19 protein-coding genes and 1 other RNA gene are annotated in these 22,060 nt (G+C 60.4%); 14 read left to right on the top strand and 6 right to left on the bottom strand.

The window, feature by feature from the left end:
- Positions 1-4 precede the first annotated feature (4 nt).
- The 5 genes from J8Z04_RS01755 to budA form a co-directional block, all read right to left on the bottom strand.
- Positions 5-595 carry a LutC/YkgG family protein gene (locus tag J8Z04_RS01755; protein ID WP_043561080.1) on the bottom strand — a complete coding sequence of 197 codons (591 nt, stop codon included), beginning with the start codon at positions 593-595 and terminating at the stop codon, positions 5-7.
- An 11-nt stretch (positions 596-606) separates the two neighbouring features.
- Positions 607-2,019, bottom strand: coding sequence for a lactate utilization protein B (locus J8Z04_RS01750; RefSeq protein ID WP_103765144.1), 1,413 nt, complete (start codon positions 2,017-2,019; stop codon positions 607-609).
- Positions 2,016-2,759 carry a (Fe-S)-binding protein gene (locus J8Z04_RS01745; protein ID WP_043559860.1) on the bottom strand — a complete coding sequence of 248 codons (744 nt, stop codon included), beginning with the start codon at positions 2,757-2,759 and terminating at the stop codon, positions 2,016-2,018. The genes J8Z04_RS01750 and J8Z04_RS01745 overlap by 4 nt, the downstream gene beginning before the upstream one ends.
- 213 nt (positions 2,760-2,972) lie before the next feature.
- Entirely contained in the window at positions 2,973-4,655 is a 1,683-nt protein-coding gene (gene alsS, locus J8Z04_RS01740) for an acetolactate synthase AlsS (RefSeq protein ID WP_081563245.1), read from the bottom strand.
- Between the two features lie 84 nt (positions 4,656-4,739).
- Positions 4,740-5,471, bottom strand: a complete 732-nt coding sequence (gene budA, locus J8Z04_RS01735) for an acetolactate decarboxylase (protein ID WP_043559857.1) — start codon at positions 5,469-5,471, stop codon at positions 4,740-4,742.
- Between the two features lie 99 nt (positions 5,472-5,570).
- Between budA and J8Z04_RS01730 the strand changes: the two genes are divergently transcribed.
- Positions 5,571-6,479 carry a LysR family transcriptional regulator gene (locus tag J8Z04_RS01730; protein WP_043559855.1) on the top strand — a complete coding sequence of 303 codons (909 nt, stop codon included), beginning with the start codon at positions 5,571-5,573 and terminating at the stop codon, positions 6,477-6,479.
- Between the two features lie 92 nt (positions 6,480-6,571).
- Here J8Z04_RS01730 and J8Z04_RS01725 read toward each other — a convergent pair whose 3' ends face one another.
- Complete coding sequence (locus J8Z04_RS01725; protein ID WP_043559853.1) at positions 6,572-6,838, bottom strand: DUF2312 domain-containing protein; 267 nt, start codon at positions 6,836-6,838, stop codon at positions 6,572-6,574.
- 410 nt (positions 6,839-7,248) lie between these two features.
- Between J8Z04_RS01725 and zwf the strand changes: the two genes are divergently transcribed.
- The 13 genes from zwf (at position 7,249) to murG (ending at position 22,024) form a co-directional block, all read left to right on the top strand.
- Positions 7,249-8,721 (top strand): glucose-6-phosphate dehydrogenase, encoded by a 1,473-nt coding sequence (zwf, locus tag J8Z04_RS01720; protein ID WP_043561077.1) that lies wholly within the window; start codon positions 7,249-7,251, stop codon positions 8,719-8,721.
- Positions 8,722-8,845: 124 nt separating this feature from the next.
- Positions 8,846-9,301: a hypothetical protein gene (locus J8Z04_RS01715; protein WP_043559850.1), complete on the top strand. Its 456-nt coding sequence runs from the start codon at positions 8,846-8,848 to the stop codon at positions 9,299-9,301.
- Positions 9,302-9,361: 60 nt separating this feature from the next.
- An RNA gene (gene rnpB / locus J8Z04_RS01710) (RNase P RNA component class A) lies at positions 9,362-9,768 on the top strand.
- Positions 9,769-10,126: 358 nt separating this feature from the next.
- Positions 10,127-10,603 carry a division/cell wall cluster transcriptional repressor MraZ gene (gene mraZ / locus J8Z04_RS01705; protein WP_043561075.1) on the top strand — a complete coding sequence of 159 codons (477 nt, stop codon included), beginning with the start codon at positions 10,127-10,129 and terminating at the stop codon, positions 10,601-10,603.
- 26 nt (positions 10,604-10,629) lie between these two features.
- Positions 10,630-11,574 (top strand): 16S rRNA (cytosine(1402)-N(4))-methyltransferase RsmH, encoded by a 945-nt coding sequence (gene rsmH / locus J8Z04_RS01700; protein ID WP_192848361.1) that lies wholly within the window; start codon positions 10,630-10,632, stop codon positions 11,572-11,574.
- Complete coding sequence (ftsL, locus tag J8Z04_RS01695; RefSeq protein WP_192848296.1) at positions 11,571-12,335, top strand: cell division protein FtsL; 765 nt, start codon at positions 11,571-11,573, stop codon at positions 12,333-12,335. Before rsmH ends, ftsL begins: the two co-directional genes overlap by 4 nt.
- A gap of 55 nt (positions 12,336-12,390) precedes the next feature.
- Positions 12,391-14,331 carry a peptidoglycan D,D-transpeptidase FtsI family protein gene (locus J8Z04_RS01690; RefSeq protein ID WP_086431535.1) on the top strand — a complete coding sequence of 647 codons (1,941 nt, stop codon included), beginning with the start codon at positions 12,391-12,393 and terminating at the stop codon, positions 14,329-14,331.
- Positions 14,332-14,363: 32 nt separating this feature from the next.
- Positions 14,364-15,851, top strand: a complete 1,488-nt coding sequence (locus tag J8Z04_RS01685) for a UDP-N-acetylmuramoyl-L-alanyl-D-glutamate--2,6-diaminopimelate ligase (protein WP_192848297.1) — start codon at positions 14,364-14,366, stop codon at positions 15,849-15,851.
- Positions 15,851-17,266 (top strand): UDP-N-acetylmuramoyl-tripeptide--D-alanyl-D-alanine ligase, encoded by a 1,416-nt coding sequence (locus J8Z04_RS01680; protein ID WP_192848298.1) that lies wholly within the window; start codon positions 15,851-15,853, stop codon positions 17,264-17,266. The genes J8Z04_RS01685 and J8Z04_RS01680 overlap by 1 nt, the downstream gene beginning before the upstream one ends.
- Entirely contained in the window at positions 17,266-18,357 is a 1,092-nt protein-coding gene (mraY, locus tag J8Z04_RS01675) for a phospho-N-acetylmuramoyl-pentapeptide-transferase (RefSeq protein ID WP_043559842.1), read from the top strand. Before J8Z04_RS01680 ends, mraY begins: the two co-directional genes overlap by 1 nt.
- The gene (gene murD / locus J8Z04_RS01670) at positions 18,357-19,706 is read left to right on the top strand and encodes a UDP-N-acetylmuramoyl-L-alanine--D-glutamate ligase (RefSeq protein WP_192848299.1); all 1,350 of its coding nucleotides are present in this window, start codon (positions 18,357-18,359) and stop codon (positions 19,704-19,706) included. Before mraY ends, murD begins: the two co-directional genes overlap by 1 nt.
- Before the next feature lie 6 nt (positions 19,707-19,712).
- Positions 19,713-20,915 (top strand): FtsW/RodA/SpoVE family cell cycle protein, encoded by a 1,203-nt coding sequence (locus tag J8Z04_RS01665; RefSeq protein WP_043559839.1) that lies wholly within the window; start codon positions 19,713-19,715, stop codon positions 20,913-20,915.
- Positions 20,915-22,024, top strand: coding sequence for an undecaprenyldiphospho-muramoylpentapeptide beta-N-acetylglucosaminyltransferase (murG, locus tag J8Z04_RS01660; protein ID WP_043559836.1), 1,110 nt, complete (start codon positions 20,915-20,917; stop codon positions 22,022-22,024). Before J8Z04_RS01665 ends, murG begins: the two co-directional genes overlap by 1 nt.
- Positions 22,025-22,060: the final 36 nt, after the last annotated feature.

Raw genomic sequence — 22,060 nt, 5'->3', positions numbered from 1 at the left:
GCCGTCAGGCCCAGATGACAGACAGGCTCCTCACACCCTGCGCCCCACGGATCAGGACGCCCTGAATGTCCGCCGTGGCGGAAGGGCCACTCATCAACACTCCATACCCTGCCGTCCGAAACTCGGAACGTTGCTGATAGGCATTGTGCATGTTGCCCACCAGCTCATCCTTCGAGAGCAGGACGATCAGATGCTGCGCCAGGTGGACATCGGCCAGATGGTCTTTCAGCTCCACCTCGCTCAGGAAGACGCCACCCGTTTCCGCCACACCAAAAGCAGCCCGCACGACCATGACATCAACCTTGTCGGCCTGTTCGTGCGTTTCCAGGTCTTCAATCCGCAGCGTCCCTTCCACCTCTGGCACGGCAGTGCAGAGGTTGCGCAGTTCCGGGAAAGCCCGCTTGATCGCCTGCTCAATCCCTTCTCCATCCTGCAAAGGCAGCATCCTGCCGCCCATCAGGGCCAGACTGGCCTCGAACCGTTCCGGGCTGGCATCCTGATCCCCCAATGTCACGACAGGCGGCAAAGGATACGCCCCTTCCTGCGGAGACTTCTTTTCCTTCAGACGCTGCATGATGACATCACGGGCACTCATCGTCTCGTCACTCATGCCTGTGTCTCCTCATGCTGTGCCTTGGTCCTGTTCAGACGGTTTTTCTTGTACCAGCTGTGGAATGTCTCCTTCACCGGATGAGGCAGCTCCCGATGTTTGCCCCACGGATTCAGATAATTGTACAGCACGAAACGGGGCATGGTCTTCAGGGCAACCTCCGTCCCGCTGATGGCCAGACGGTACATGGTCGGCTGGGCCAGCAGCCGCCCCGCCATCTTCATGATCTCCCGTTTGACGAACGGAATTTCATGCCGTTCTGCCAGAACACGCCGCCATTTATAGAGCTGCTCGTGGATGTCGATCTTGACCGGACAGACATTGGTACAGCTTCCATTCATCGTGGAGGCGAAGGGCAGCGTGCTGAATTTTCTGGCGTTGAAGGTCGGGTCAATGATCGCCCCGATCGGCCCGGAATAGACGGACCCGTAAGACTGCCCACCAGACCGGCGATAGACCGGGCAGGTATTCATGCAGGCCCCACAGCGGATGCACTTCAGAGAGGTCCAGAAATCATCCATCCCCAGCCGTTCGGACCGGCCATTATCCACGAGGATGACATGCATCTCCCCGCCCTTCTTCGGCCTGCGGAAATGGGTCGTGTACTGGGTGATCGGTGAACCGAGCGCACTGCGGGACAGAAGGCGGATGAACACGCCAAGGTCCGCCATGCGGGGGACCAGACGTTCAATCCCCAGCGTGGCAATATGCAGGTTGGGCAGATTGGCACTGAGGTCCGCATTCCCCTCATTGGTGCAGACGACAAAGCTACCCGTCTCCGCCACAAGGAAGTTGCCCCCCGTCATGCCCGTATCGCCACTCAGCAGGACCGGACGGGCCGCATTGCGCTGCGCCTCCGCCAGAGCGTGCGGGTCATCAATGTTCGGGTCGGTATTGTAATATTTGGCGAAGGTCTTCGCCACATCCGTTGTCAGCTTCTGGACAGCCGGAACAACCACATGGCTGGGCAGCTGGTTGTCCAGCTGCTGGATGCGTTCGCCAAGGTCCGTCTCCGTCACGCTGACGCCCTTTGGCTCCAGATACTCCCGCATCTCGCACTCATCGGTAATCATCGACTTGCTCTTGATGATGGATGAGTGGCCGTGATCCTTGAGAATCTTCTCCACGATGCGATTATGTTCCGCACCATCCCTGGCCCAGTGGACATGGATGCCATTGCGGCGGGCATTCTCCTCAAACTGCTCCAGATACTGGGGCAGATGGGCCAGCGTATGTTCCTTCAGCCGGGATGCCTGCTCGCGCAGCTCCTGCCATTCCGGCATGATGTGCATCTGCTCGTCACGCTTCTGGCGCATGTCCCACAAGCGTTCATCATGAAAATGACGATGCGGCTCATCCTCCAGAAACTCCGCCGCCAGTTTGGCGTGAGGGACCGGTCTGTTGCTCATGCCCTCGCTCCATTCAGAATTTCAGCAATATGGATGAAGCGGATGGGCACGCCATTGCGCTCGGCGCAGCCCTGCTGGTGCATCATGCAGGACGTGTCGGCAGAGACGATATACTCCGCACCGGCATCATGATGATCCGTCACCTTGTCCAACCCCATGCGGGCAGAGACGGCCTCTTCCGTCACGGAATAGGTGCCACCGAAGCCACAACATTCATCCGGGCGTCGTGGTGCAGCAAAGGAAATGCCCTTCACGGCGGAAAGAAGGGTCTTGGGTTTGGAGAAAAACGGCTCGCCCAGCTCGGACATGCTGGCCGTCCGCAGGGACCGCAATGTGGCGCAGCTGTTATGCAGCCCGACCTTGTGAGGGAACTCCGCCCACGGGAATTCACGCACCTTCAGAACATCATGAATGAACTCGACAAGCTCATATGTGTTCTTGCGCACATGCCGGACCTCATCCGTCTGCTCAATGGCATCAAAATTGTCCCGGATATGATGCACGCAACTCCCTGAGGGGGAGACAATCACATCATATTTCGAGAAATTGCGGATAAAGAGAGCTTCCGTCTCTTTGGCATCACGGTTGCACCCGGAATTCGCCATGGGCTGACCACAACAGGTCTGGTCCATGGGATACTCAACTTCCTGCCCCAGCTTTTCCAGCAATTCCAGCGTGGCAATACCCGTCTGGGGATAGAAGGCATCCATGTAACAGGGAATAAATAAACCTATCTTCATAATGGGCGCTTATAAAAAAATATCACCTACTCAACAATAAAACAAAACGTGACTGACAATCTCTACTGCAAAAAATCTCATTTAAATAGAAGAAATACAATTTTTTAAAATGATACTTATTATCAATTAATTGGATACCCCTCAGAAAAAAGGGGCGTCCATGACGCCCCTCTCCTCATCCACCCTTCTGCTTCAGCAGAAGTGCGAGCTATCTTATTTGCTCAGCTCCGGCAGAGGGTTCATCAGGGCCGGGTTGTCGGCATAATCAACCGGCACGGCGATGACCACCGGTCCCTGCGTTTCCATTCCTTCACGCAGGGCAGCCTTCAGGCTGTCCACACTATTGACGTTGATGCCCTTGGCGCCAAAAGAACGGGCAAAAGCAGCAAAATCGATCGGGCCAAAGGCCACGGCAGCATCACGCCCGTACTTCTTCTCTTCCTGAATACGGACCATGTTGAAGTGCTGGTCCACCCAGATGATGTGGATCAGGTTGCTCTTCAGGCGAACGGCGGTCTCAAGGTCCATGGAGGACATCATGAAGCTGCCGTCACCGGAGACGGAAATGACCTTCTGGGCCGGGTTCACGATGCTGGCAGACATGGCCCATGGGAGAGCCACGCCCATCGTCTGCTGGCCATTGCTGATCAGCATCTGGCGGGCACGGAAGACCTCAAGGAAACGGGCATGCCAGATGTGGAAGGACCCCATGTCCAGACAGATCGTGATGTCCTGCGCCACGAAATCTTCCATCACCTTGATGATCTCAAGCGGATGGAGCATCCCCTGCTGAGTGCTCTTGGCCTTGGCAAAGGCAGATTTCTGGGAGGCACGATAAACCTCCAGAATCTTGTCCAGCGCAGCGCCGGATGTCAGGGCGCCTGTCTCCCTGGTCAGGTGCTGCACGCTCAAGGCGATGGAGCCGATCAGCTCGATCTCGGGATTGAAAGCATTGTCCAGCTGGGCCGGAACAACATCGATATTGATGATCGGACGGGCTGATTTCTTGTTCCACAGGCACGGATCATATTCGATCGGGTTGTAACCGATGGCCACGACCAGATCAGCCTCATCCAGCAGGTAATCACCATACTGGTTGTGGAAGAGACCGACACGGCCACCGAAACGGGAGACCAGATCCTTGGAAACAGCACCAGCAGCCTGATAGGTACCAACAACCGGAAGGTTCGTCTGCTTGACGAAAGCACGGATGGCCTCGGCATTCTCCGGCTTGCTGGCCTTCATGCCCAGCAGGACGACCGGCTTCTTGGCCTTCTTCAGGGCAGCGGCAGCCTCCTTGATGACGTCTTCCGGTGCAGGACCGGCCTTGACGGCATTACGGTTGCCCATCACCGGATAATCTTCCGTGATCTCGGAATTCAGGACATCCATCGGTACGCTGACGAACACGCCACCCTGACGGGGGCTCTCAGCCGCACGGAACGCATTGCCGATGACCTCCGACGTGGCCGCTGGAGCACCGATCTCGGCGCTGTACTTCGTCACCGGGCGCAGCATGCTGACCGTATCCATGCTCTGATGGGTCAGCTTCAGCAGGTCGGCACGGCCGACAGCTCCACCGATCGTCAGTACCGGGTCACCTTCGGACGTTGCCGTGGCCAGACCCGTTGCCAGATTGGACACACCCGGGCCTGATGTGGCAATGGCCACACCAGCCCGCCCCGTGATACGGCCGATACCTCCGGCCATGAAGACGGCATTCTGCTCATGCCGGGCAACGATCGTACGAATGGGAGAGTCTTCCAGCGCCTCGAAAAGACGGTCGATCTTGGCACCCGGGATGCCAACAATGTGATCAACGCCATGAGCCTCAAGATTGCGGACGATCAGATCGGCGGCTGTCTGTGCTGCCTTGTGAGATTTTTTCTGTGTCATGATGTTTTTTCCTGATCATGCCCGCCCTGAAAATACCAGACGGGCCGTGTAATCATAATGTGACCGAAGAGAGCGACCGGCCCCTCAGCCACCCTCTGCCGTGCGGATGGCCTCATGCAGGCCAGCGGGCTGAAGGTCTGCCTTGGCAAATTCTTCCGTCTTCGGCAGAGAAATCTCCAGATCGGACATGCGGGCAACTTCCAGCTTGCCGGATTTCACACGATAATTCGTCACATGGCCGCCATGCTTGCGGTCATCGCTGAGAACATGGAGGTGATACCCTGCCACATTGATCCCCTGCATGTAGGGCGGCGTACGGAAACCCAGCATCACCCCGCTAATCTCTCCCATGCTGAAGGTAGGCTGCTTGGCCACCACTTCCAGCATCCCCGGATAGGGCTTGTGCTGGCAGAAAACGGTCCGGGTATCGACCTTCTCGAACTCACCCGTAAAACGGACAGCCCCGAAAAGATTGGGATTGTCGATCAGCCCGTCGACAAGCTCCTCGAACTCCTCTTTACCCATCGGCCGGTCGATGGTGACCGTCTTTTCCGGCTCGAAATAGGTCACACAGGCGAAAGGCGTTTTCATGTCCGCTGTCGTACCGGAGGCAATCCCCTCGGAGCGGAACTGGCGGACCTCACCTTCCGTCACAATCATTTCGCCATCCAGGGCATCGAACGTCCCCAGGCCGAAATCACCATGCTGGACCAGCTCACCCAACGTCATTTCACCATCGTAAACAGCGTCCAGCAGAGCTGCCATCGTGGATGTCTGGAAAAGACGGTTTGGCTTTACACCTGAAGGTCGAGTCATATTGCCCCCTGTGTTGTGAATGGTCCTTTCTGTAAGGCAGGAGATGAATTCAGACAAATATATAGTTCCCATTGTCTCCATACATTTTATATATGGGTCATGGATATCCGACATTTCCGCTATTTCGTCACCATCGCCGAAACCGGCAACATCACCAAAGCGGCTGAAAAACTGGGCATGGAACAGCCACCACTCAGCCAGCAGATCCGTCGCCTGGAGAGCTCTCTGGGCGTGTCACTCTTTCGCCGCCAGCCTCGTGGGGTAAGCCTGACAGAAGCCGGGCTGACCCTCCTGCCCCATGCACGGCTGATCCTCGACCTGCGCCGCCAGTTCATTGAAGATGCCCACGGGCTGGCCCAGGGCAAGAAAGGCCACCTCCGCATCGGGCTGGCCGGAGCCGTACCGCTGCTGCCCAGCATCCCCTTTGCCATCCGGCAGTTCAGCACAATTGCACCAGGCGTGACCCTGTCCCTGGAAGAAAGCAATACTCCCGCCCTCTGCGAAGCCCTGCTCTCCTACCGCATGGACATCACGATCCTGCGCCCTCCCGTGCCAGATCAGGCCAACGTGAAGGTCATCCCCCTGCTGGATGAGCCGACATTGATCGCCCTGCCCAAAGGCCACCCCTTCACCAGCCTGCCGGAAATACATCTCAGCCGCCTGGCGGCGGAACCACTCATCATCTTCCCCCGTGAGCTGGGGCCAGGCTTCTTTGATGCCATTCTGGCGGCCTACCGGGACGCCGGTGTTACCCCATCCCTCGGGCAACAGGCCCCCCAGATTGCCGGGACCATCCCACTTGTGGCTGCCGGGCTGGGGGTCTCCATCGTTCCCCAGTCGCTCCACCAGCTCCATACAGGCGGCGTGACCTTCCACAGGATCGCCCGCCCCGCCCCTCATGCCACGCTGGCCATCGGCATACGGACGGGGGAGCAGCCACCGCTCATCCATCACTTCATCACCGTCCTCCAGCAGGCCTGCAAAACCCATCTGACGCTCCCCGACTGACCATCAGACACGCAAAAAAGCCTTCCCCCTCTGGCCCCAGGAACCAGAAGGGAAAGGCTCTCTTTTCTCCATAAGTCAGAGACGTGATCTGCTTACATGCCCAGCGCACGGCGGTAGATGTCCAGCAGGGTCTCCTGCTCCTCCACCTCGGCAGGCTCCTGCTTGCGCAGCTTGATCAGCTGTTTGATGACCTTGACATCAAACCCGGCCGATTTTGCCTCCGTGAACACATCGCGGATGTCAGACCCAAGTGCCTTGCGCTCTTCTTCCAGACGTTCGACACGGTCAATAATGGACCGCAGACGATCAACCGCAATGCCGCCTGTCACGGCACCTTCATCACCATTTCCCATATCCATACACCATACTCCTCAAATCTGCCCGGATGCCGGTTCTTCTGGGCGGCTTATCGCTCCCTCATGGCCGTGGTCAATACCATCCAGCGGAAAGGCACTTCCCCTTCCCGCCCATATGAATGACAGACAGCCCATACTCACTGCCAGAAAAGCCACAAAGACGGAAAAACGCAAATGTGAACATGCCATTACATAAGGCCCAATCCTCTGCCGTCACGTCCTTCCGCAGCATCCTGCCACCTGCCGCCCTGCCTGCATGACCTGAAGCACGCCCCCGCTCCCGGCCGCTCTTCCATCCATCCTGTTATGGCTTGAACGGGACATCGGACAGGCTCTAAAAGGAGGTCAGAAACAAGACCGGAGGCAGACTGATGCCTCACCCGAGTTTCCAGACAGAAAAGGTACGCCTCACCATGGCCCACTCTCAGCAGACCGCACCGTTTGACTACGTCATCTTCGGCGCCACGGGCGATCTGACGATGCGCAAACTGCTTCCAGCTCTCTACAACCAGCTCCGCATCGGACATGTTCCAGAAGAAGCCCGCATCATCGGGACTGCCCGCTCCTCACTGTCCCGCGAGGACTACATCACCCGTGCCCGTGAGGCTCTGGAAACCTTCCTCCCCGCCCAGCACAGGGATGAGGCGCTGATCGAGCGTTTCCTCAAGAAAATTCATTACGTCACGCTGGACGGCACGAAGAGCGACCATAACTGGGATGAGCTGAAGGCCGTTCTGGACCAGTCACCGGCCGACCGCATCCGTGTCTTCTATTATTCCACAGCCCCGCAGCTCTTCGAGGCCATCAGCGAAAACCTCCACCGTTTCGGTTTCATCACCCCGCACTCCCGTGTCGTGCTGGAAAAACCAATCGGTACAGACAGTGCCTCCGCCAGAGCCATCAATGACGGTGTGAGCCGCTTCTTCGAAGAAGGGCAGATTTTCCGCATCGACCATTATCTGGGCAAGGAAACCGTGCAGGACATCATCGCCCTGCGCTTTGCCAATCCGCTCTTCAGCGCCGTCTGGTCTGCCGAGCACATCCAGAGCATCCAGATCACCGCCGCCGAAACCGTGGGCGTGGAAGGCCGTGCTGCCTATTACGACACATCCGGGGCCCTGCGGGACATGATCCAGAACCATCTGCTCCAGGTCCTCAGCCTCTGCGCCATGGAAGCCCCGGCTGACCTTGAGGCAGATACTGTCCGTGATGCCAAGGTGAACGTTCTGAAGGCCCTGCGTCCCATCCCGGAGGACAAGGTGGCCAGCGAGACGGTCCGTGCCCAGTACGTCAAAGGGGACATGAACGGCAAACCCGTTCCGGGCTATCTGGAAGAGCTGGGCGAAGACAGCCACACCGAGACCTACGCCGTCATGCGGGCCTATGTCGATACACCACGCTGGAAAGATGTTCCTTTCTACATCCGCACAGCCAAGCGTTCGACCAAAAAGGTGAGCGAAGTCGTGGTGACGTTCCGGAAGTCTGCTTCCGCCCTGTTTGGCACCTCTGCCGCCACCAACCGCCTGGTCATCCGCCTCCAGCCGGATGAAGGTTTCGGGCTGGCCCTGAACATCAAGAACCCTTCTGCCGCCGGGTTTGAGCTTCAGCACGGCACCATGTCCGGCAAATTCGCTCCGGCCGACGGCTCCCTCATTCCGGATTCCTACGAGCGCCTCATGCTGGATGCCGTCCGTGGCTATCCGGCCCTCTTCATCCGTCGTGATGAAGTGGAAGCCGCATGGGCATGGGTCGAACCGACACTGAAAACATGGGCCGCCAACAAGGTTCCGATGGCCCATTACGCCGCCGGGTCCTACGGGCCGGAAGAAGCACGCCGCTTCATCGCCACGACGGGCGATGCCTGGCACGAGGACATGGCAGACTGATCCTCCCCGGATCAGGACCGGCCTATCCGCATACGGCTTTACAGACCGCCCTGCCCCTGCCGGCAGGGCGGTTTTGCCTGTTCAGGCATCGCAGTCTCCACCATGACCACGGGGCAGACCCATCATGACCGAACCAACCACCCCTCCCCGTCTCGGCCGCCGCCGCCCGAGGCCACCCCGCTCCCTGAAGCAGCACATCATCCGACGGCTTGTCGTGCTGGTCCCGACCTTCCTGCTCATGTTCCTGTTCGTCAGGACTGGTGTGCTGGACAACCTCTATGACCAGTTCACCTTCAGCAAGCTGAGCTGGTTCGATAATACCGCCCTTGTCGAACATCTGCGGACCATCATCACCCGCAAGGGGCTGACCCCTCTGCCCCGGCGCTGCCTTGTCATGGTCGTCAATGGTGATGGCAGTGTGAACACCCCCACGATCGACGTCCTGGGACGGCATGGGAATGGCTGCCCCGGCGACACGCCATCAGCAGAGCTTCTCTTCCATGTCCGGGTAGACCGTGCTGGCCAGAGCATCATGACCGACGCCGGTTCACCTGACATGTATCATCCCCTCACCCCCTGAACGGCCCTCCCTGCCACCGCCGCTTGACCCGCCACACGGCAAGCGGCATAACGCCCCCAGCCAGATGGTCGGGCGATCGCTGTGTCCCCTGCGGGACATGGAGGAAAGTCCGGGCTCCACAGGAAGACGGTGCCGGCTAACGGCCGGCGGGGGTGACCCCAGGGACAGTGCCACAGAAACAGTACCGTCCGCCGGTTTTCTCCCCGTCATGGTGGGAAAATGCGGACAAGGGTGAAACGGTGCGGTAAGAGCGCACCGCGCGGCTGGCAACAGCGGCGGTCATGGTAAACCCCACCGGGAGCAAGACCGAATAGGAATGACGGGCCACATCCGTGGCTGAGGGGTCCTGCCCTGTCATTCGGGTTGGTTGCGTGAGGTGTGTTGCAAAACACATCCCAGAGGAATGATCGCCCCGCCTCACCATGTATGAGGCAGGACAGAACCCGGCTTACAGACCATCTGGCCCCTTCATTACTGCAAGCCCCCCCAGAAAACGGCATCTGGATACTGCAACCAGAGCCTTCATGACGCTCCGACACACATGGCTGACGTACAGGGCCAGGCCTCTTCACTGCCATCCTCTTCCAGCCATTCTGCCCACCTACCCCGCTTCCATGATGGCAATGAAGAATATACCAATTATTTACTTTATTAACAAAAAGACACCCCTGCCCATATCTACACAATAAAACCGCATCCCTGTGCCATTTTTTATAATAAAACTTTGACGTCCCATAAAATCCCATGATACCCCATGAAATCCCACTATGAAGGTGCGGACATGTGTCCACCATGGCAGGCAGGGAAGGAGGGACATTGCAGACCATGACCATGTTTCTCGGTACCCATGCCAGCCGTGTTGATGCCAAAGGACGCATTTCCATTCCCTCACCATTCCGGAATGCCCTGCGGGAACAGGCCCGCCCCGGAGAGGCCCTGATGATCATCAGGCCATCCCACCTTCATGACTGCCTGGAATGCTGGTCCGCCTCTGCCTTTTTCGCTTTTTCCGGCGCTCTTGATGAGTATGACCCCTTCTCGGCCGACCATGATGACCTGGCGACCAGCCTCTATGCCGATGCCTACCCGCTGGACTGCGACAGGGAAGGCCGTGTCAGCCTCCCCCGCTCCCTGAAAGACCATGCCGGACTGGAAGATGATGTCAGCTTCATGGGGCTGGGGCGTGTGTTCCAGATATGGAATCCCAGCCTTGCCGAAGAACGCCGCAGGCAGGCTCGCAGCCGCACACGGGAACTCGGCCAGCGTAAACGCTCCGAAAACAGGGAGAAGACCGCACCGTGACCCACGCCCATCAGATTGCTGAGGACATGCAGCGGGAGGGACACTTCCCTGTCATGCTGCCAGAAGTGCTGGACACACTGGCCCCGCAGGATGGAGGCGTGTATCTGGATGGCACCTTCGGCGGGGGTGGCTACAGCCGGGCCCTGCTCCGCTCGGCCTCCTGCACTGTCCATGCGATTGACCGTGACCCCGATGCCATAAAACGCGGGCAGCCTCTCGTGGCAGCCTCGGAGGGGCGGCTGCATCTCCACCAGGGAACCTTCAGCGCCATGAAAGAGCTGGCCGGTCATCATGGTCCCTTCAATGGGATCGTGCTGGATCTCGGCGTGTCCTCCTTCCAGCTGGATCAGGAAGAGCGGGGATTTTCCTTCCGTCATGATGGCCCGCTGGACATGCGCATGAGCACCGATGGCCTGAGTGCGGCGGATATCGTCAATGGTGAGAAAGAGCAGGCTCTCGCCGACATCCTCTACCATTATGGAGAAGAACGCCGCTCCCGCCGTGTCGCCCGGGCCATCATCGAGTCCCGCCAGAGCGGCCCGATCCAGACGACGGGGCAGCTGGCCGACATCATCCGCAAAGCCGTCCCGAAAGAACGTCCCAATTTCGACCCTGCTACCCGCAGTTTCCAGGCGATCCGCATTGCCGTGAATGATGAGCTGGGCGAACTGGAACGTACGCTGGAAACCGCACCGGGCCTCCTCGCACCGGGCGGGATCTTCTGCATCGTGACCTTCCATTCGCTGGAGGACCGCATGACGAAACGGGCCCTCGCCCGGCTGGCTGGCCGCATGGCTGGTCCATCCCGTCATACCCCTCTTGCCATGCAGCAGACAGAAGCCCCGTCTTTTGAACTCCTGCATACACGGCCCCGTACACCGTCCGATCAGGAACTGAATCTCAACCCCCGCTCCCGCAGCGCACGCCTGCGTGCCCTGCGACGCCTTCCCGCTCATGGAGCTTCCGCATGATCCGTTTTGTCACCCTGCTCTGTGCCGTCATGGCGGCTGGTTCCGGCCTCTTCCTCTACACGAAGAAGCATGAAACCCTCGTACTAAACCAGGATATCAGGAAAACCATTGAGGATACCCGCCGCATCCAGCAGCAGACAGCCATTCTGCGCACCCAGTGGGCCCTGCTGAACCAGCCGGACCGGCTCAGCGCCCTGGCGCAGCGGGTTCTGCCGGAGATGAACCAGGTCGACCCCACGCAGTTCGTGCAGCTGGCAGACCTGCGGAAGCGTCTTCCCGCCATTGATCATCGCATCATCCCCATGGCCCCGGGGCGGGGACAGGCCCAGAGAGAGCTGGCATCCCTCACGGCCCCGGCACATCAGGCCACGGCGGCGCCTGCCACAACGCCCCGGCCAGTACGTGATGTCGTGGCCAGTACCGACCACGCAGAACGCAGACCCTCCCATCCTCGCATCCACAAGGATGACACGGGTGAAGCAGACCGCCAGCTTGAGCGAAGCCTGGCACTCCTGAGCGGGTCGGATGGAGACGCCATGCCCCGGCATCGTCTCCATGCCCCGACGGATAGTGCGACGGGCCAGACCCGCAGGAAGGCCCATGCCGTGCCCGACCATTCCCGCAGCGAACCCACGGAGGATGTGGCCTGGCACCCTGTCCACCAGTCTGCCAAGCACGGCCACATGGGCGGAATCCACACAGTTTCGGCCCCGGCAGACGAGCCTGCCCCCCTTCCGCCCCCTGTTCCTCTGACAGACTGACCCTCTGGCGGCTTCCGCCTGTGTTCCTTCCTTTCCTATGCCGAGCCCGCGCCCCATGGCCTCCAGACCGTCCCGCAAGACCAACCAGCCTGGATCAGACCATAAGGACGGGCCACCCGGAAAGCCGTCCCTGTTGAGACGTCTGTGGGCCCGGTGGGACGAACGCAGACGAAACCCCATGAGCTGGCTGGAAAAAAGCCGCAACAGGCTGGTCTATCTCGGCATGGGTTTCCTGTTCCTTTATGGTGGCGTGGCCATAAAGGCGCTGTTTGCAACCATTCTGGCCCCCATGGCCCCTCTGCCCAACCAGGTCGGCAGCACCATACCGGACATCCCCCATCCGGACCCCAAAGCCATGGCAGGCAATGGGTTCGTCCTGCCCAACATCAGACGGGCCAGCATCGTGGATCGGAATGGGCAGCCTCTGGCACTGTCGCTGCCTGTCGTGCAGGTCTATGCCAATCCCATGGAAATCATCGAGCCTGAAGATGTTGCCCGAAGCCTCCATACAATCCTGCCCAACCTCAACATGGCAGAGACCATCCGCCGCCTGAAACAGAAAAAACAGTTCGTCTACCTCGCCCGCAACATCGCCCCGACAGACGAGCTGGCCATCAACAATCTTGGCATCCCCGGCATCTATTTCGAAAATGGCGAGCAGCGCCATTATCCTCTGGGGAACGTGGCAGCGCAGATCCTTGGTAGCGTTGACATTGACAATCATGGCATTGCCGGGGTGGAGAAATTCTTCAACCAGCGCCTTCTGGGAGACCATGCACCGCTCCGTCTTTCCATCGATGCCCGCGTGCAGGCTGCCGTGCGGGACGAGCTGAATGACGCCAAGCTGCGTTTCCGGGCCATAGGGGCTTCCGCCATCCTGATGGACGTCCATACCGGGGAAATCCTGGCCATGGTCAGTCTCCCCGATTATGACGCCAACGATTTTGCCCATGCGGCAGACGATGCCCGATTCAACCGGGCCGTTACCGGCATGTATGAACCAGGGTCCACCTTCAAACTTCAGACAGCCGCCATGGCGTTGGAGCTTGGCGTGGCCCACCCCTGGGACCAGTTCTCCACCATTCCCATCCATGTCGGCCGCTTCAAGATTTCCGACCTCAAGACGGACCACTTCGCCCCGTGGCTGGCGCTGCCCTCTGTCATGGCCTATTCCTCCAACCCGGCCTCAGCCCATATCGCCCTGGATGTCGGGCGGGACCGCCAGCATGAATGGCTGAAAAACATGGGATTTCTGGACCGTGTTCCCGTTGAGCTGCCCGAGGCAGGACGCCCGCTGGTCCCGTCCCTCAAGAATTGGGGCGAAACCACGGTCATGACGGTCGGCTTTGGCCATGGCGTGGCAGAATCGCCGCTGGCCATTGTCCGCGGGACCGCCTGTACCGGCAACGGGGGGTATCTTGTCACACCCACCCTGCTGGCCCGTGAGCATCTCAATGATGATGTCGTCATGGCGGAAGAGCAGAAGGGGCCGCATCTGATCTCCACCAAGAATTCAGAGCTGCTCCGCCGAATCCTGCGCCTCGTCGTTACCAAGGGCATCGGGAAAAAAGCGGAAAGCCCCGGCTACATCGTTGGTGGAAAGACCGGGACGGCAGAAAAGATCGGCGCCCACGGGGGGTATCTGAAACATGTCAACATCACGGCCTTTACAGGCATGTTCCCTATGAATGATCCCAAATATGCCCTTTATGTCATGCTGGATGCCCCACAAGGGACGGCAGAAACACATGGCTGGACGACTGCTGGCTGGATTGCTGCTCCGACATTTTCCAGAATCGTGACACGCACCGCCCCCATGCTGGGCCTCTTCCCGCTGGAGCCAACCAAAGCCCAGCAGGTTGACGACCAGCTCGCCCTGTCTCTCTCTCCGCCCGTCCCCCCCGGTGTCCGCCATCCACTCGGCCCGGGCAATGACCCCGGGGCTGTCACCGTCAACCGACTGGCCACCAAACACGGGGCCCATCACAGCCACTGAACCCTCACCGCCCCTTCTCAAAGGTCTCCGTCATGAAACTGTCCTCCCTGCTCCGCCATCATGGTCTTGCCAGAGACCTCACCAGAGACCCGGACATTTCCAGCATCACCGCCGATAGCCGGGAAGCTCGCCCCGGCTGCCTCTTCGTGGCGCTGAAGGGCACGAAACAGGACGGACGGACCTTCATTCCTCTGGCCATCGCAGAAGGGGCAGCCGCAATCGTCCTCGCCGCTTCCCCAGGCCAGCATCATCTGCCAGAGCAGACGGAAAACGGCCACACGGCCCTCATCATCACCCTGCCCGACCCGGCCCGTTTCCTGGCCCGGTCTGCTGCACTGCTGGCAGGGGCCCAGCCTGACCATATTGCCGCCATCACGGGAACAAACGGCAAAAGCAGCACGGCAGATTTCTTCCGTCAGCTCTGCCAGCTGCGTCACCAGAAGGCTGCAAGCCTCGGTACTCTGGGGCTCATCAGTGACGTGGCATTGCCATCACTCCCCCCCCTGACCACACCGGATGCCGTCACCCTTGCCAACACTCTGGCAGCCCTGCAGGTGCATGGCATCACCCATGTAGCGCTGGAGGCCTCATCCCATGGCCTCCAGCAGCACCGGCTGGACGGCGTTGCCATCACGGCCGCCGCTTTTTCCAACCTGACCCGAGACCATCTGGACTATCACCACACGCTGGAAGCCTACCGGCAGGCCAAGCTGCATCTCTTTGAAACGCTGCTGCCCGAAGGGGGCCGGGCCGTCATCAACAGCGAAATGGATGCCGAAAGCAGAGAGGCCCTCCGTGACATTGCCACCCGCCGGAAACTGGACCTCCGCACGATTGGCACAACAGGCGAGACCATCCGAATTCTTGAGGCCACACCCACCCCGCAGGGCATGGACCTGACACTCCAGCTGCATGGCCGTACCCTGCCAGCACTCCACTTTCCACTCCCGGGACGTTTTCAGGCAGAAAATGCCCTGCTGGCTGCCGCCCTCTGCTGGGAACGGGATGAAGAAGCTGAATCCATCATTGCCCTCCTGCCGCACCTGAAGGGCGTGCCCGGCCGTTGTGAGCCGGTCGCCCACCTGCCAAATGGAGCCTGCGCCTACGTGGATTATGCTCACACGCCGGATGCGCTGGAGCACGTCCTGCTCAGCCTGCGTCCCCACACCAGCGGGCGGCTGGTCGTGGTCTTCGGTGCGGGCGGGGACCGTGACAGGGGCAAGCGCCCTCTCATGGGACAGATCGCCGCCCATCTGGCCGATGAAGTCATCATCACGGATGACAACCCCCGCAGCGAGGACCCGGCCACCATCCGGGCCGAAATTCTCGCCACAGCCCCGCAGGCACAAGAAATTGGCGACCGTCGGCAGGCCATCCGTACCGCTCTGGAAGGTCTGAAGAAAGGCGATGTCCTGCTCATCGCCGGGAAAGGGCATGAAACAGGCCAGATCATCAAGGGGGAAATACATCCGTTCGATGACCGTACCATCACGGCCGCACTCGCCAGGGAGCTTGCCTGATGCCCGATACAACCATCCTCTGGACCCGCAAGGACCTTCAGGCCGCCACGGGAGGACAGCTTGCCGGTAACGTGAAGGTCCACGGCGTCTGCATCGATACCCGCACCCTGAAACACGGTGACCTCTTCATCGCCCTGATCGGCCATAATTCAGACGGACACCGCTATCTGAGGCAGGCCCTGGAGGCTGGAGCCAGCTGCGTGATGGCCCATGATGAGGCCGCCATCAGCACGGCCGGTCTGACGGATGATCCCCGCCTGTTGAAGGTCGATGACACCATGCAAGGGCTGGAGGCTCTGGGCCGCTACAGGCGGGCACAGTTCAGCGGCAGGGTCATCGCCGTTACAGGCAGCGTGGGAAAAACAACCACCAAGAACATGCTGGCCACGGCTCTTGCACCTTACGGGCAGGTCCATGCTTCCGTGGCGTCCTTCAACAACCACTGGGGCGTGCCTCTGACACTCGCCCGCCTGCCAGAAGAAGCCGCCTTCTGCATCAGCGAGGTGGGCATGAACCACCCCGGCGAGATCGCCCCGCTCGCCGCCCAGATACGCCCGGATATTGGCCTCATAACCACCATTGGCAGCGCCCATCTGGGGCATATGGGCAGCATCGACGCCATTGCGGACGAAAAGGCGGCCCTTTTTGCCGCCCTTCCGTCATCCGGCACGGCCCTCTGCCCGGAGGCCTCACAGGGGCTTGCCCGCCTGAAGCAGGCCCTGCCGACAGGTGTTTCGCTCTGGCAGGCAGGCGTGACACCCAGCGCCACCATCCGGATAACAGACCTCACCTGCACGGCAGACGGCAGCCAGTTCCATCTGACCACACCACGGGGCGACACCGACGTGAGGCTGGCGGCCCCCGGCCCCCATCTGGCCCGCAATGCCGCATTGGCTCTTGGGGCCATCGCTGCGCTGGGGCTGGACCCGAAAGCCGGAGCCGAGGCCCTGCGCCATTTCCAGCCGGAAGCCGGACGGGGCCAGCAGCGCCTGTTGCCCGGCGGCATCACCCTGCTGGATGAGAGCTACAATGCCTCCGGCCCCAGTGTCCGTGCAGCCCTGGACACGCTCGCCCTCATGCCCGCCAGACGCCATCTGGCCGCCCTGGGCGACATCAGGGAGCTGGGCCAGTTTGCCGAAGCCGAACACCGGGCTCTGGCTGAACCATTAATGAAGCATGACATTCTGACATTCTGTTGCGGCCCGCACATGAAATCCCTTTACGAGGCCCTTCCTCCTTCCCTACAGGGAGGATATGCTGAAAATTCAGTCCAGCTTGCCTCCCTGCTGCACCCTGCCCTGCAAAAAGGGGATGTGCTGCTCGTGAAGGGAAGCCTGGGCAGTAACATGCGTGCCCTCATTGCGCTGCTGGAGCAGCCCATGTCCACCACCACACACGCCCCAGAGTCCGCCTGATGCTCTTCAACCTTCTTGCTGCACCTTCTTCCTCCCATGGCGGCCTTCTCAACCTGCTGCATTACATGACCTTCCGGGCCGGATGCGCCTGCCTGACGGCACTGGTGATCTCCCTGCTGCTCGGCAAGCCCTTCATTGCCCAGCTCAAACGCATCCAGCGGCAAGGGCAGCCCATACGGACCCTCGGGCCGGAACGGCATATACTGGAGAAAGCCGGTACCCCCACCATGGGCGGTGGTCTCATCCTGTTTTCCCTGACCTGCTCCACCCTGCTCTGGGCGGACCTGTTTGACGGGTTTGTCTGGGCTGTTCTCCTCACGACCCTGGGGTTTGGCGCCATAGGCTTTGCGGATGACTATCTCAAACTGGCCAAGGGCAACAGCAAAGGGGTCTCCAAAAAAATACGGCTGGGCGGGGAATTCCTGATCTCATGCCTTGCCGGGATTGCCATGGAAGCCCTGACACCACCGGACCTGCGCAATGCTGTGGCCTTTCCTTTCGCCAAGACCTTCGTACTGCATCTGGGCTACATTTTCCCGCTCTTCGCCATGGTGACGATCACGGGTTTCGGCAATGCCGTGAACCTGACGGACGGGCTGGACGGGCTGGCCACGGTGCCCTCCATCATCGCCGCCCTCGTCTTCGCCCTGATCGCCTATCTGGTCGGCAACCATGTCTTTGCCGACTATCTCCAGCTCCATCATGTTCCCGGCACGGGGGAGCTGAGCATCTTCTGCGCCGCCCTGATCGGAGCCGGACTGGGTTTTCTCTGGTTCAATGCTCCACCGGCAGAGGTCTTCATGGGAGATACCGGGTCTCTGGCACTGGGCGGTGCCCTGGGGGCCGTGGCCGTGGCTGTGAAGCATGAGCTGGTGCTCTGCCTCGTGGGGGGCCTGTTCGTGGTGGAAACGATCTCCGTCATCATCCAGGTCTTCTGGTTCCGCCGCACGGGGAAGCGCATCTTCCTCATGGCACCGCTGCACCATCATTTTGAGAAGAAAGGCTGGCAGGAGCCGAAAATTGTCGTCCGTTTCTGGATCATTGCCATCATTCTGGGGCTGTGTGGTCTGGCCACACTGAAGCTGCGCTGATGACTGTCCTGCCCTTTCCTCCCCCCCAGAAATGGCCTGCAACGCTCCTGACCGGGCAGCATCATGCTGTCTGCGGGCTGGGCCGCAACGGTGCTGCCGTCGTGCAGGCCCTGCTGGACATGGGAGCAACCGTACAGGCCTGGGATGACAGCAGGCCGGAGCTCCCAGCTCCCCTGTCCTCACATCCCCGCCTGACACTGGCGCCCCTGACTGACCTCACCGGCATGGATGCCCTGATCCTCTCGCCGGGCATCCCGCACCATCTGCCCCGGCCACACCCTGCTGCCCTGCTGGCACGGGAGCAGCATGTGCCGATCCTCTCCGATGCAGAACTGCTCTGGCAGGTGGCTCGCAAGGCAGGATCACGCGCGCGGTTCGTCTCCATCACGGGTACAAATGGCAAATCCACGACCACGGCCCTGCTGACCCACATTCTCACACAGGCCGGCATCCCGGCCTGCTGTGGCGGCAATTTTGGCACGGCCTCTCTCGCCCTGCCCGCTCTGGGGGATGACGGCGTCTATGTCATTGAAATGTCGTCCTACATGCTGGAACGGCTGAAGGACTATCACGCCTGTGCCGCTGCCCTGCTCAACCTGACACCGGACCATCTGGACAGGCACGGCTCCATGCAGGGCTATCTGGATGCCAAGGCGCATGTCTTTGACAACATGACCGCAGGCGATCTTGCCATTCTGGGCGAAAAGGCCTCCTGGGCGGACGGACTGCACCAGCGGCTTGAGCGGCAGGGCGTGACGGTACGGACACTCTCGATCACCCAGCCTGTTCCAGAAACAGACGCCCCCTTTCTGCCTGGACAGCACAATGCCCAGAACATAGAGACCTGCCGGGCCATCGCCCACCATCTTGGCCTCTCCGAGGAACAGATTGCCGAGGGCATCAGAAGCTTCACCGGGCTGGACCACCGCCTCCAGCTCGTGGCGCAGGCTGATGGAATCAGCTTCATCAACGACAGCAAGGCCACAAATGCGGAAGCCAGCTACCATGCACTAAAAGCCTTCCCCGAAAGCCTCTGGATTGCCGGAGGCATGGCCAAAGAAGGAGGAATCGAGAGTCTGGCACCACTGTTCGGCCATGTGCGCCGTGCCTTCCTCATCGGGCAGGATGCCCCATTGCTGGCCAGAACCCTGACAGCCCATGATGTTCCTTTCGAGATCAGCGGAACGCTGGAGCAGGCAACACGGGCCGCCTGGGACCATGCCCGGACACACGAGGCCATGCCCATACTCCTGTCCCCGGCCTGTGCCAGTTTTGACCAGTTCCGCAATTTCGAGGAACGGGGAACGGCCTTTGCCACACTGGCCCGCAGCCTCTGCGGGGAGGACTGAAACATCATGGCACTCTCCGACAGGTCAGACAGCTCCCGGAAGGCCCAGTGGTGGCGTAGCCTTGATCATGTCAGCCTGAGCTGCGTCGGAATACTGGTCGCCCTGGGGTACATCCTCATGCTGGCTGCCAGTCCCGCCGTGGCTCACCGCATCGGGGCCTCCCGGAACATGTTCATCCTCAAGCAGGTGGTCTTTCTGGCCCTTGCCAGTGCCGTCGTCGTCGTGACATCCCGGCTGACCCCCCGCACGATCGGGCGGATTGCCGTCATGGGGGGGATCGTGGCACTGGGCGCCACATTCATGACGCTTGTTCACGGCATGGAGATCAAGGGGGCCAGACGCTGGATCGCCCTGCCCCTCATGTCCGTCCAGCCTTCTGAATTCCTGAAACCCTGCTTTGCCGTCGTGACCGGCCTGCTGCTGAGCCTCCGTCATACGCTGAGACTTTCCAATGGCTGGCGGTTCCCGGGGCGACTGGTGGCATGCGGGGTCTATCTCGTCATTGCAGCCCTGCTTCAGGCCCAGCCGGATATCGGGATGCTCTCGGTCATCAGCATGGTCTTCATCACCCAGCTCTTCATCGACGGCCTGCCCATCATCGTATTCGGCATGCTGGTCTCGGCAGCGCTTGGAGCGTTCGGGATAGCCTATATGGTGTTCGAGCACGTCCATTCCCGCGTGCAGCGCTTCCTGCATCCTGATGTGGGGGACCATTACCAGATCGATACCTCCATGCGGGCTTTTGGCAATGGGGGACTGCTGGGCCGGGGACCGGGTGAAGGCCGGGTGAAGGACCTGCTGCCCGATGCCCATGCCGACTTCGTCTTCTCCGTTGCCGGAGAGGAATATGGCTTCGTGATGTGCCTGTTCATCATTGCCGTTTTCACCATGCTGGTTTTCTCCACTCTCAACCGCCTGCTGGAAGAAAAGAAACCCTACATCATTCTCTCTGCCAGCGGCCTGATCACCGGCTTCGGCCTTCAGGCCTTCGTCAACATGGGCTCCTCCCTGCATCTGATCCCCACAAAGGGCATGACACTGCCTTTCATCTCCTACGGGGGCAGCTCGGCCCTTTCCGTTGCCCTGACCATCGGCATGGCCCTGGCACTGACCCGCCACCGTGTAGAGGAAGGCCCCTTTACGCCGCCGCCATCCCCTGCTGAAACAGCCCCACGTCTGACCATGTCATCCCGGAAGGATCACATCTGATGAAACAAGCACCAATTCTCATTGCCGCCGGCGGTACCGGGGGGCACTTCTTCCCGGCTGAGGCACTGGGGGCAGAACTCCAGCGCCGTGGTCACCAGACCATCCTCGTAACGGATGCCCGCAACAGCAGGGCCGGACTGAGCGTATTTGCGGACAGCCCCCGCCATGTCCTCAAAAGCAGTGGCGTGGCTGGTAAAAAGCCCATCGACAAACTCAGGGGGATCGGCCAGCTTCTCTGGAGCTGCCTTGGCGGGCGCCAGATTGTTGCCAGATACCGGCCCGCCGCCGTAGTCGGCTTTGGCGGCTATCCTTCCATTCCTCCCCTTCTCGGCAGTCGCCTGCGTCTGGGTAAACGCCCTGCCCTCATCATCCATGAAGGCAATGCCATCCTCGGACAGGCCAATGCCCTCCTCGCCCGGTTCAGCGATGCCATTGCCACATCCTACCCCCGGGTGGCCCGTCTGCCCGCAGGCCGGAAGGTCATGCAGACAGGGATGCCAGTCCGCCCTGCCATCGAAGCTCTGGCTGATGAACCCTATGTCAGCCCAAGCCTGTTCAGCGAGGAGCCGATCCATCTGCTTGTCTGGGGTGGATCACTGGGGGCACAGATTTTCAGCTCCATCGTGCCGCAGGCCCTGTGCAACCTGCCCCCTGGGCTGCGGACCCGGCTGCATGTGACCCAGCAGGCCCATGAGGAGATGGTCCCTGCCCTGTCCGGCATCTATGCGCAAGTCGGCATAAAGGCCACGGTCACGCCTTTCATCGAGGATGTGGCAGCTGAACTGAAGAAAGCCCATCTCGTCATCGGGCGGGCCGGTGGGTCATCCATTGCGGAGCTGGCCATGGCAGGCCGCCCTTCCATCCTTGTCCCGCTGCCCATTGCCGCCTCTGATGAGCAGGGTGTCAACGCACAGGCAATGGAACGGGCCGGTGGTGGCTGGATGGTCCGGCAGCGTGACTTCTCCTCATCAGCACTCTGCACGCACCTGACCCACCTCTTCAGCCATCCTGACGAGCTGGCACGGGCTGCGGAAGGCGCCCGCAATCTCCAGCAGCGCCGTGCTGCCGAAAAACTGGCTGATCTGGTTGAAACGACCATCAAAGCCTGATTATCTGCCCTCCCTTCATCCCCCCCCCCCCGGAGT

This window comes from Bombella apis (genome assembly GCF_018221685.1).
Classification (GTDB): Bacteria; Pseudomonadota; Alphaproteobacteria; order Acetobacterales; family Acetobacteraceae; genus Bombella; species Bombella apis.
This window is presented reverse-complemented; position numbering and strand designations above follow the sequence as displayed.

Excerpts from the sequence above, each read along its gene's own strand:
- J8Z04_RS01755 (WP_043561080.1), bottom strand. The coding sequence starts at position 595 with ATGAGTGCCCGTGATGTCATCATGCAGCGTCTGAAGGAAAAGAAGTCT.
- J8Z04_RS01750 (WP_103765144.1), bottom strand. The coding sequence starts at position 2,019 with ATGAGCAACAGACCGGTCCCTCACGCCAAACTGGCGGCGGAGTTTCTG.
- J8Z04_RS01745 (WP_043559860.1), bottom strand. The coding sequence starts at position 2,759 with ATGAAGATAGGTTTATTTATTCCCTGTTACATGGATGCCTTCTATCCC.
- alsS (WP_081563245.1), bottom strand. The coding sequence starts at position 4,655 with ATGACACAGAAAAAATCTCACAAGGCAGCACAGACAGCCGCCGATCTG.
- budA (WP_043559857.1), bottom strand. The coding sequence starts at position 5,471 with ATGACTCGACCTTCAGGTGTAAAGCCAAACCGTCTTTTCCAGACATCC.
- J8Z04_RS01730 (WP_043559855.1), top strand. The coding sequence starts at position 5,571 with ATGGATATCCGACATTTCCGCTATTTCGTCACCATCGCCGAAACCGGC.
- J8Z04_RS01725 (WP_043559853.1), bottom strand. The coding sequence starts at position 6,838 with ATGGATATGGGAAATGGTGATGAAGGTGCCGTGACAGGCGGCATTGCG.
- zwf (WP_043561077.1), top strand. The coding sequence starts at position 7,249 with ATGGCCCACTCTCAGCAGACCGCACCGTTTGACTACGTCATCTTCGGC.
- J8Z04_RS01715 (WP_043559850.1), top strand. The coding sequence starts at position 8,846 with ATGACCGAACCAACCACCCCTCCCCGTCTCGGCCGCCGCCGCCCGAGG.
- mraZ (WP_043561075.1), top strand. The coding sequence starts at position 10,127 with ATGACCATGTTTCTCGGTACCCATGCCAGCCGTGTTGATGCCAAAGGA.
- rsmH (WP_192848361.1), top strand. The coding sequence starts at position 10,630 with ATGCAGCGGGAGGGACACTTCCCTGTCATGCTGCCAGAAGTGCTGGAC.
- ftsL (WP_192848296.1), top strand. The coding sequence starts at position 11,571 with ATGATCCGTTTTGTCACCCTGCTCTGTGCCGTCATGGCGGCTGGTTCC.
- J8Z04_RS01690 (WP_086431535.1), top strand. The coding sequence starts at position 12,391 with ATGGCCTCCAGACCGTCCCGCAAGACCAACCAGCCTGGATCAGACCAT.
- J8Z04_RS01685 (WP_192848297.1), top strand. The coding sequence starts at position 14,364 with ATGAAACTGTCCTCCCTGCTCCGCCATCATGGTCTTGCCAGAGACCTC.
- J8Z04_RS01680 (WP_192848298.1), top strand. The coding sequence starts at position 15,851 with ATGCCCGATACAACCATCCTCTGGACCCGCAAGGACCTTCAGGCCGCC.
- mraY (WP_043559842.1), top strand. The coding sequence starts at position 17,266 with ATGCTCTTCAACCTTCTTGCTGCACCTTCTTCCTCCCATGGCGGCCTT.
- murD (WP_192848299.1), top strand. The coding sequence starts at position 18,357 with ATGACTGTCCTGCCCTTTCCTCCCCCCCAGAAATGGCCTGCAACGCTC.
- J8Z04_RS01665 (WP_043559839.1), top strand. The coding sequence starts at position 19,713 with ATGGCACTCTCCGACAGGTCAGACAGCTCCCGGAAGGCCCAGTGGTGG.
- murG (WP_043559836.1), top strand. The coding sequence starts at position 20,915 with ATGAAACAAGCACCAATTCTCATTGCCGCCGGCGGTACCGGGGGGCAC.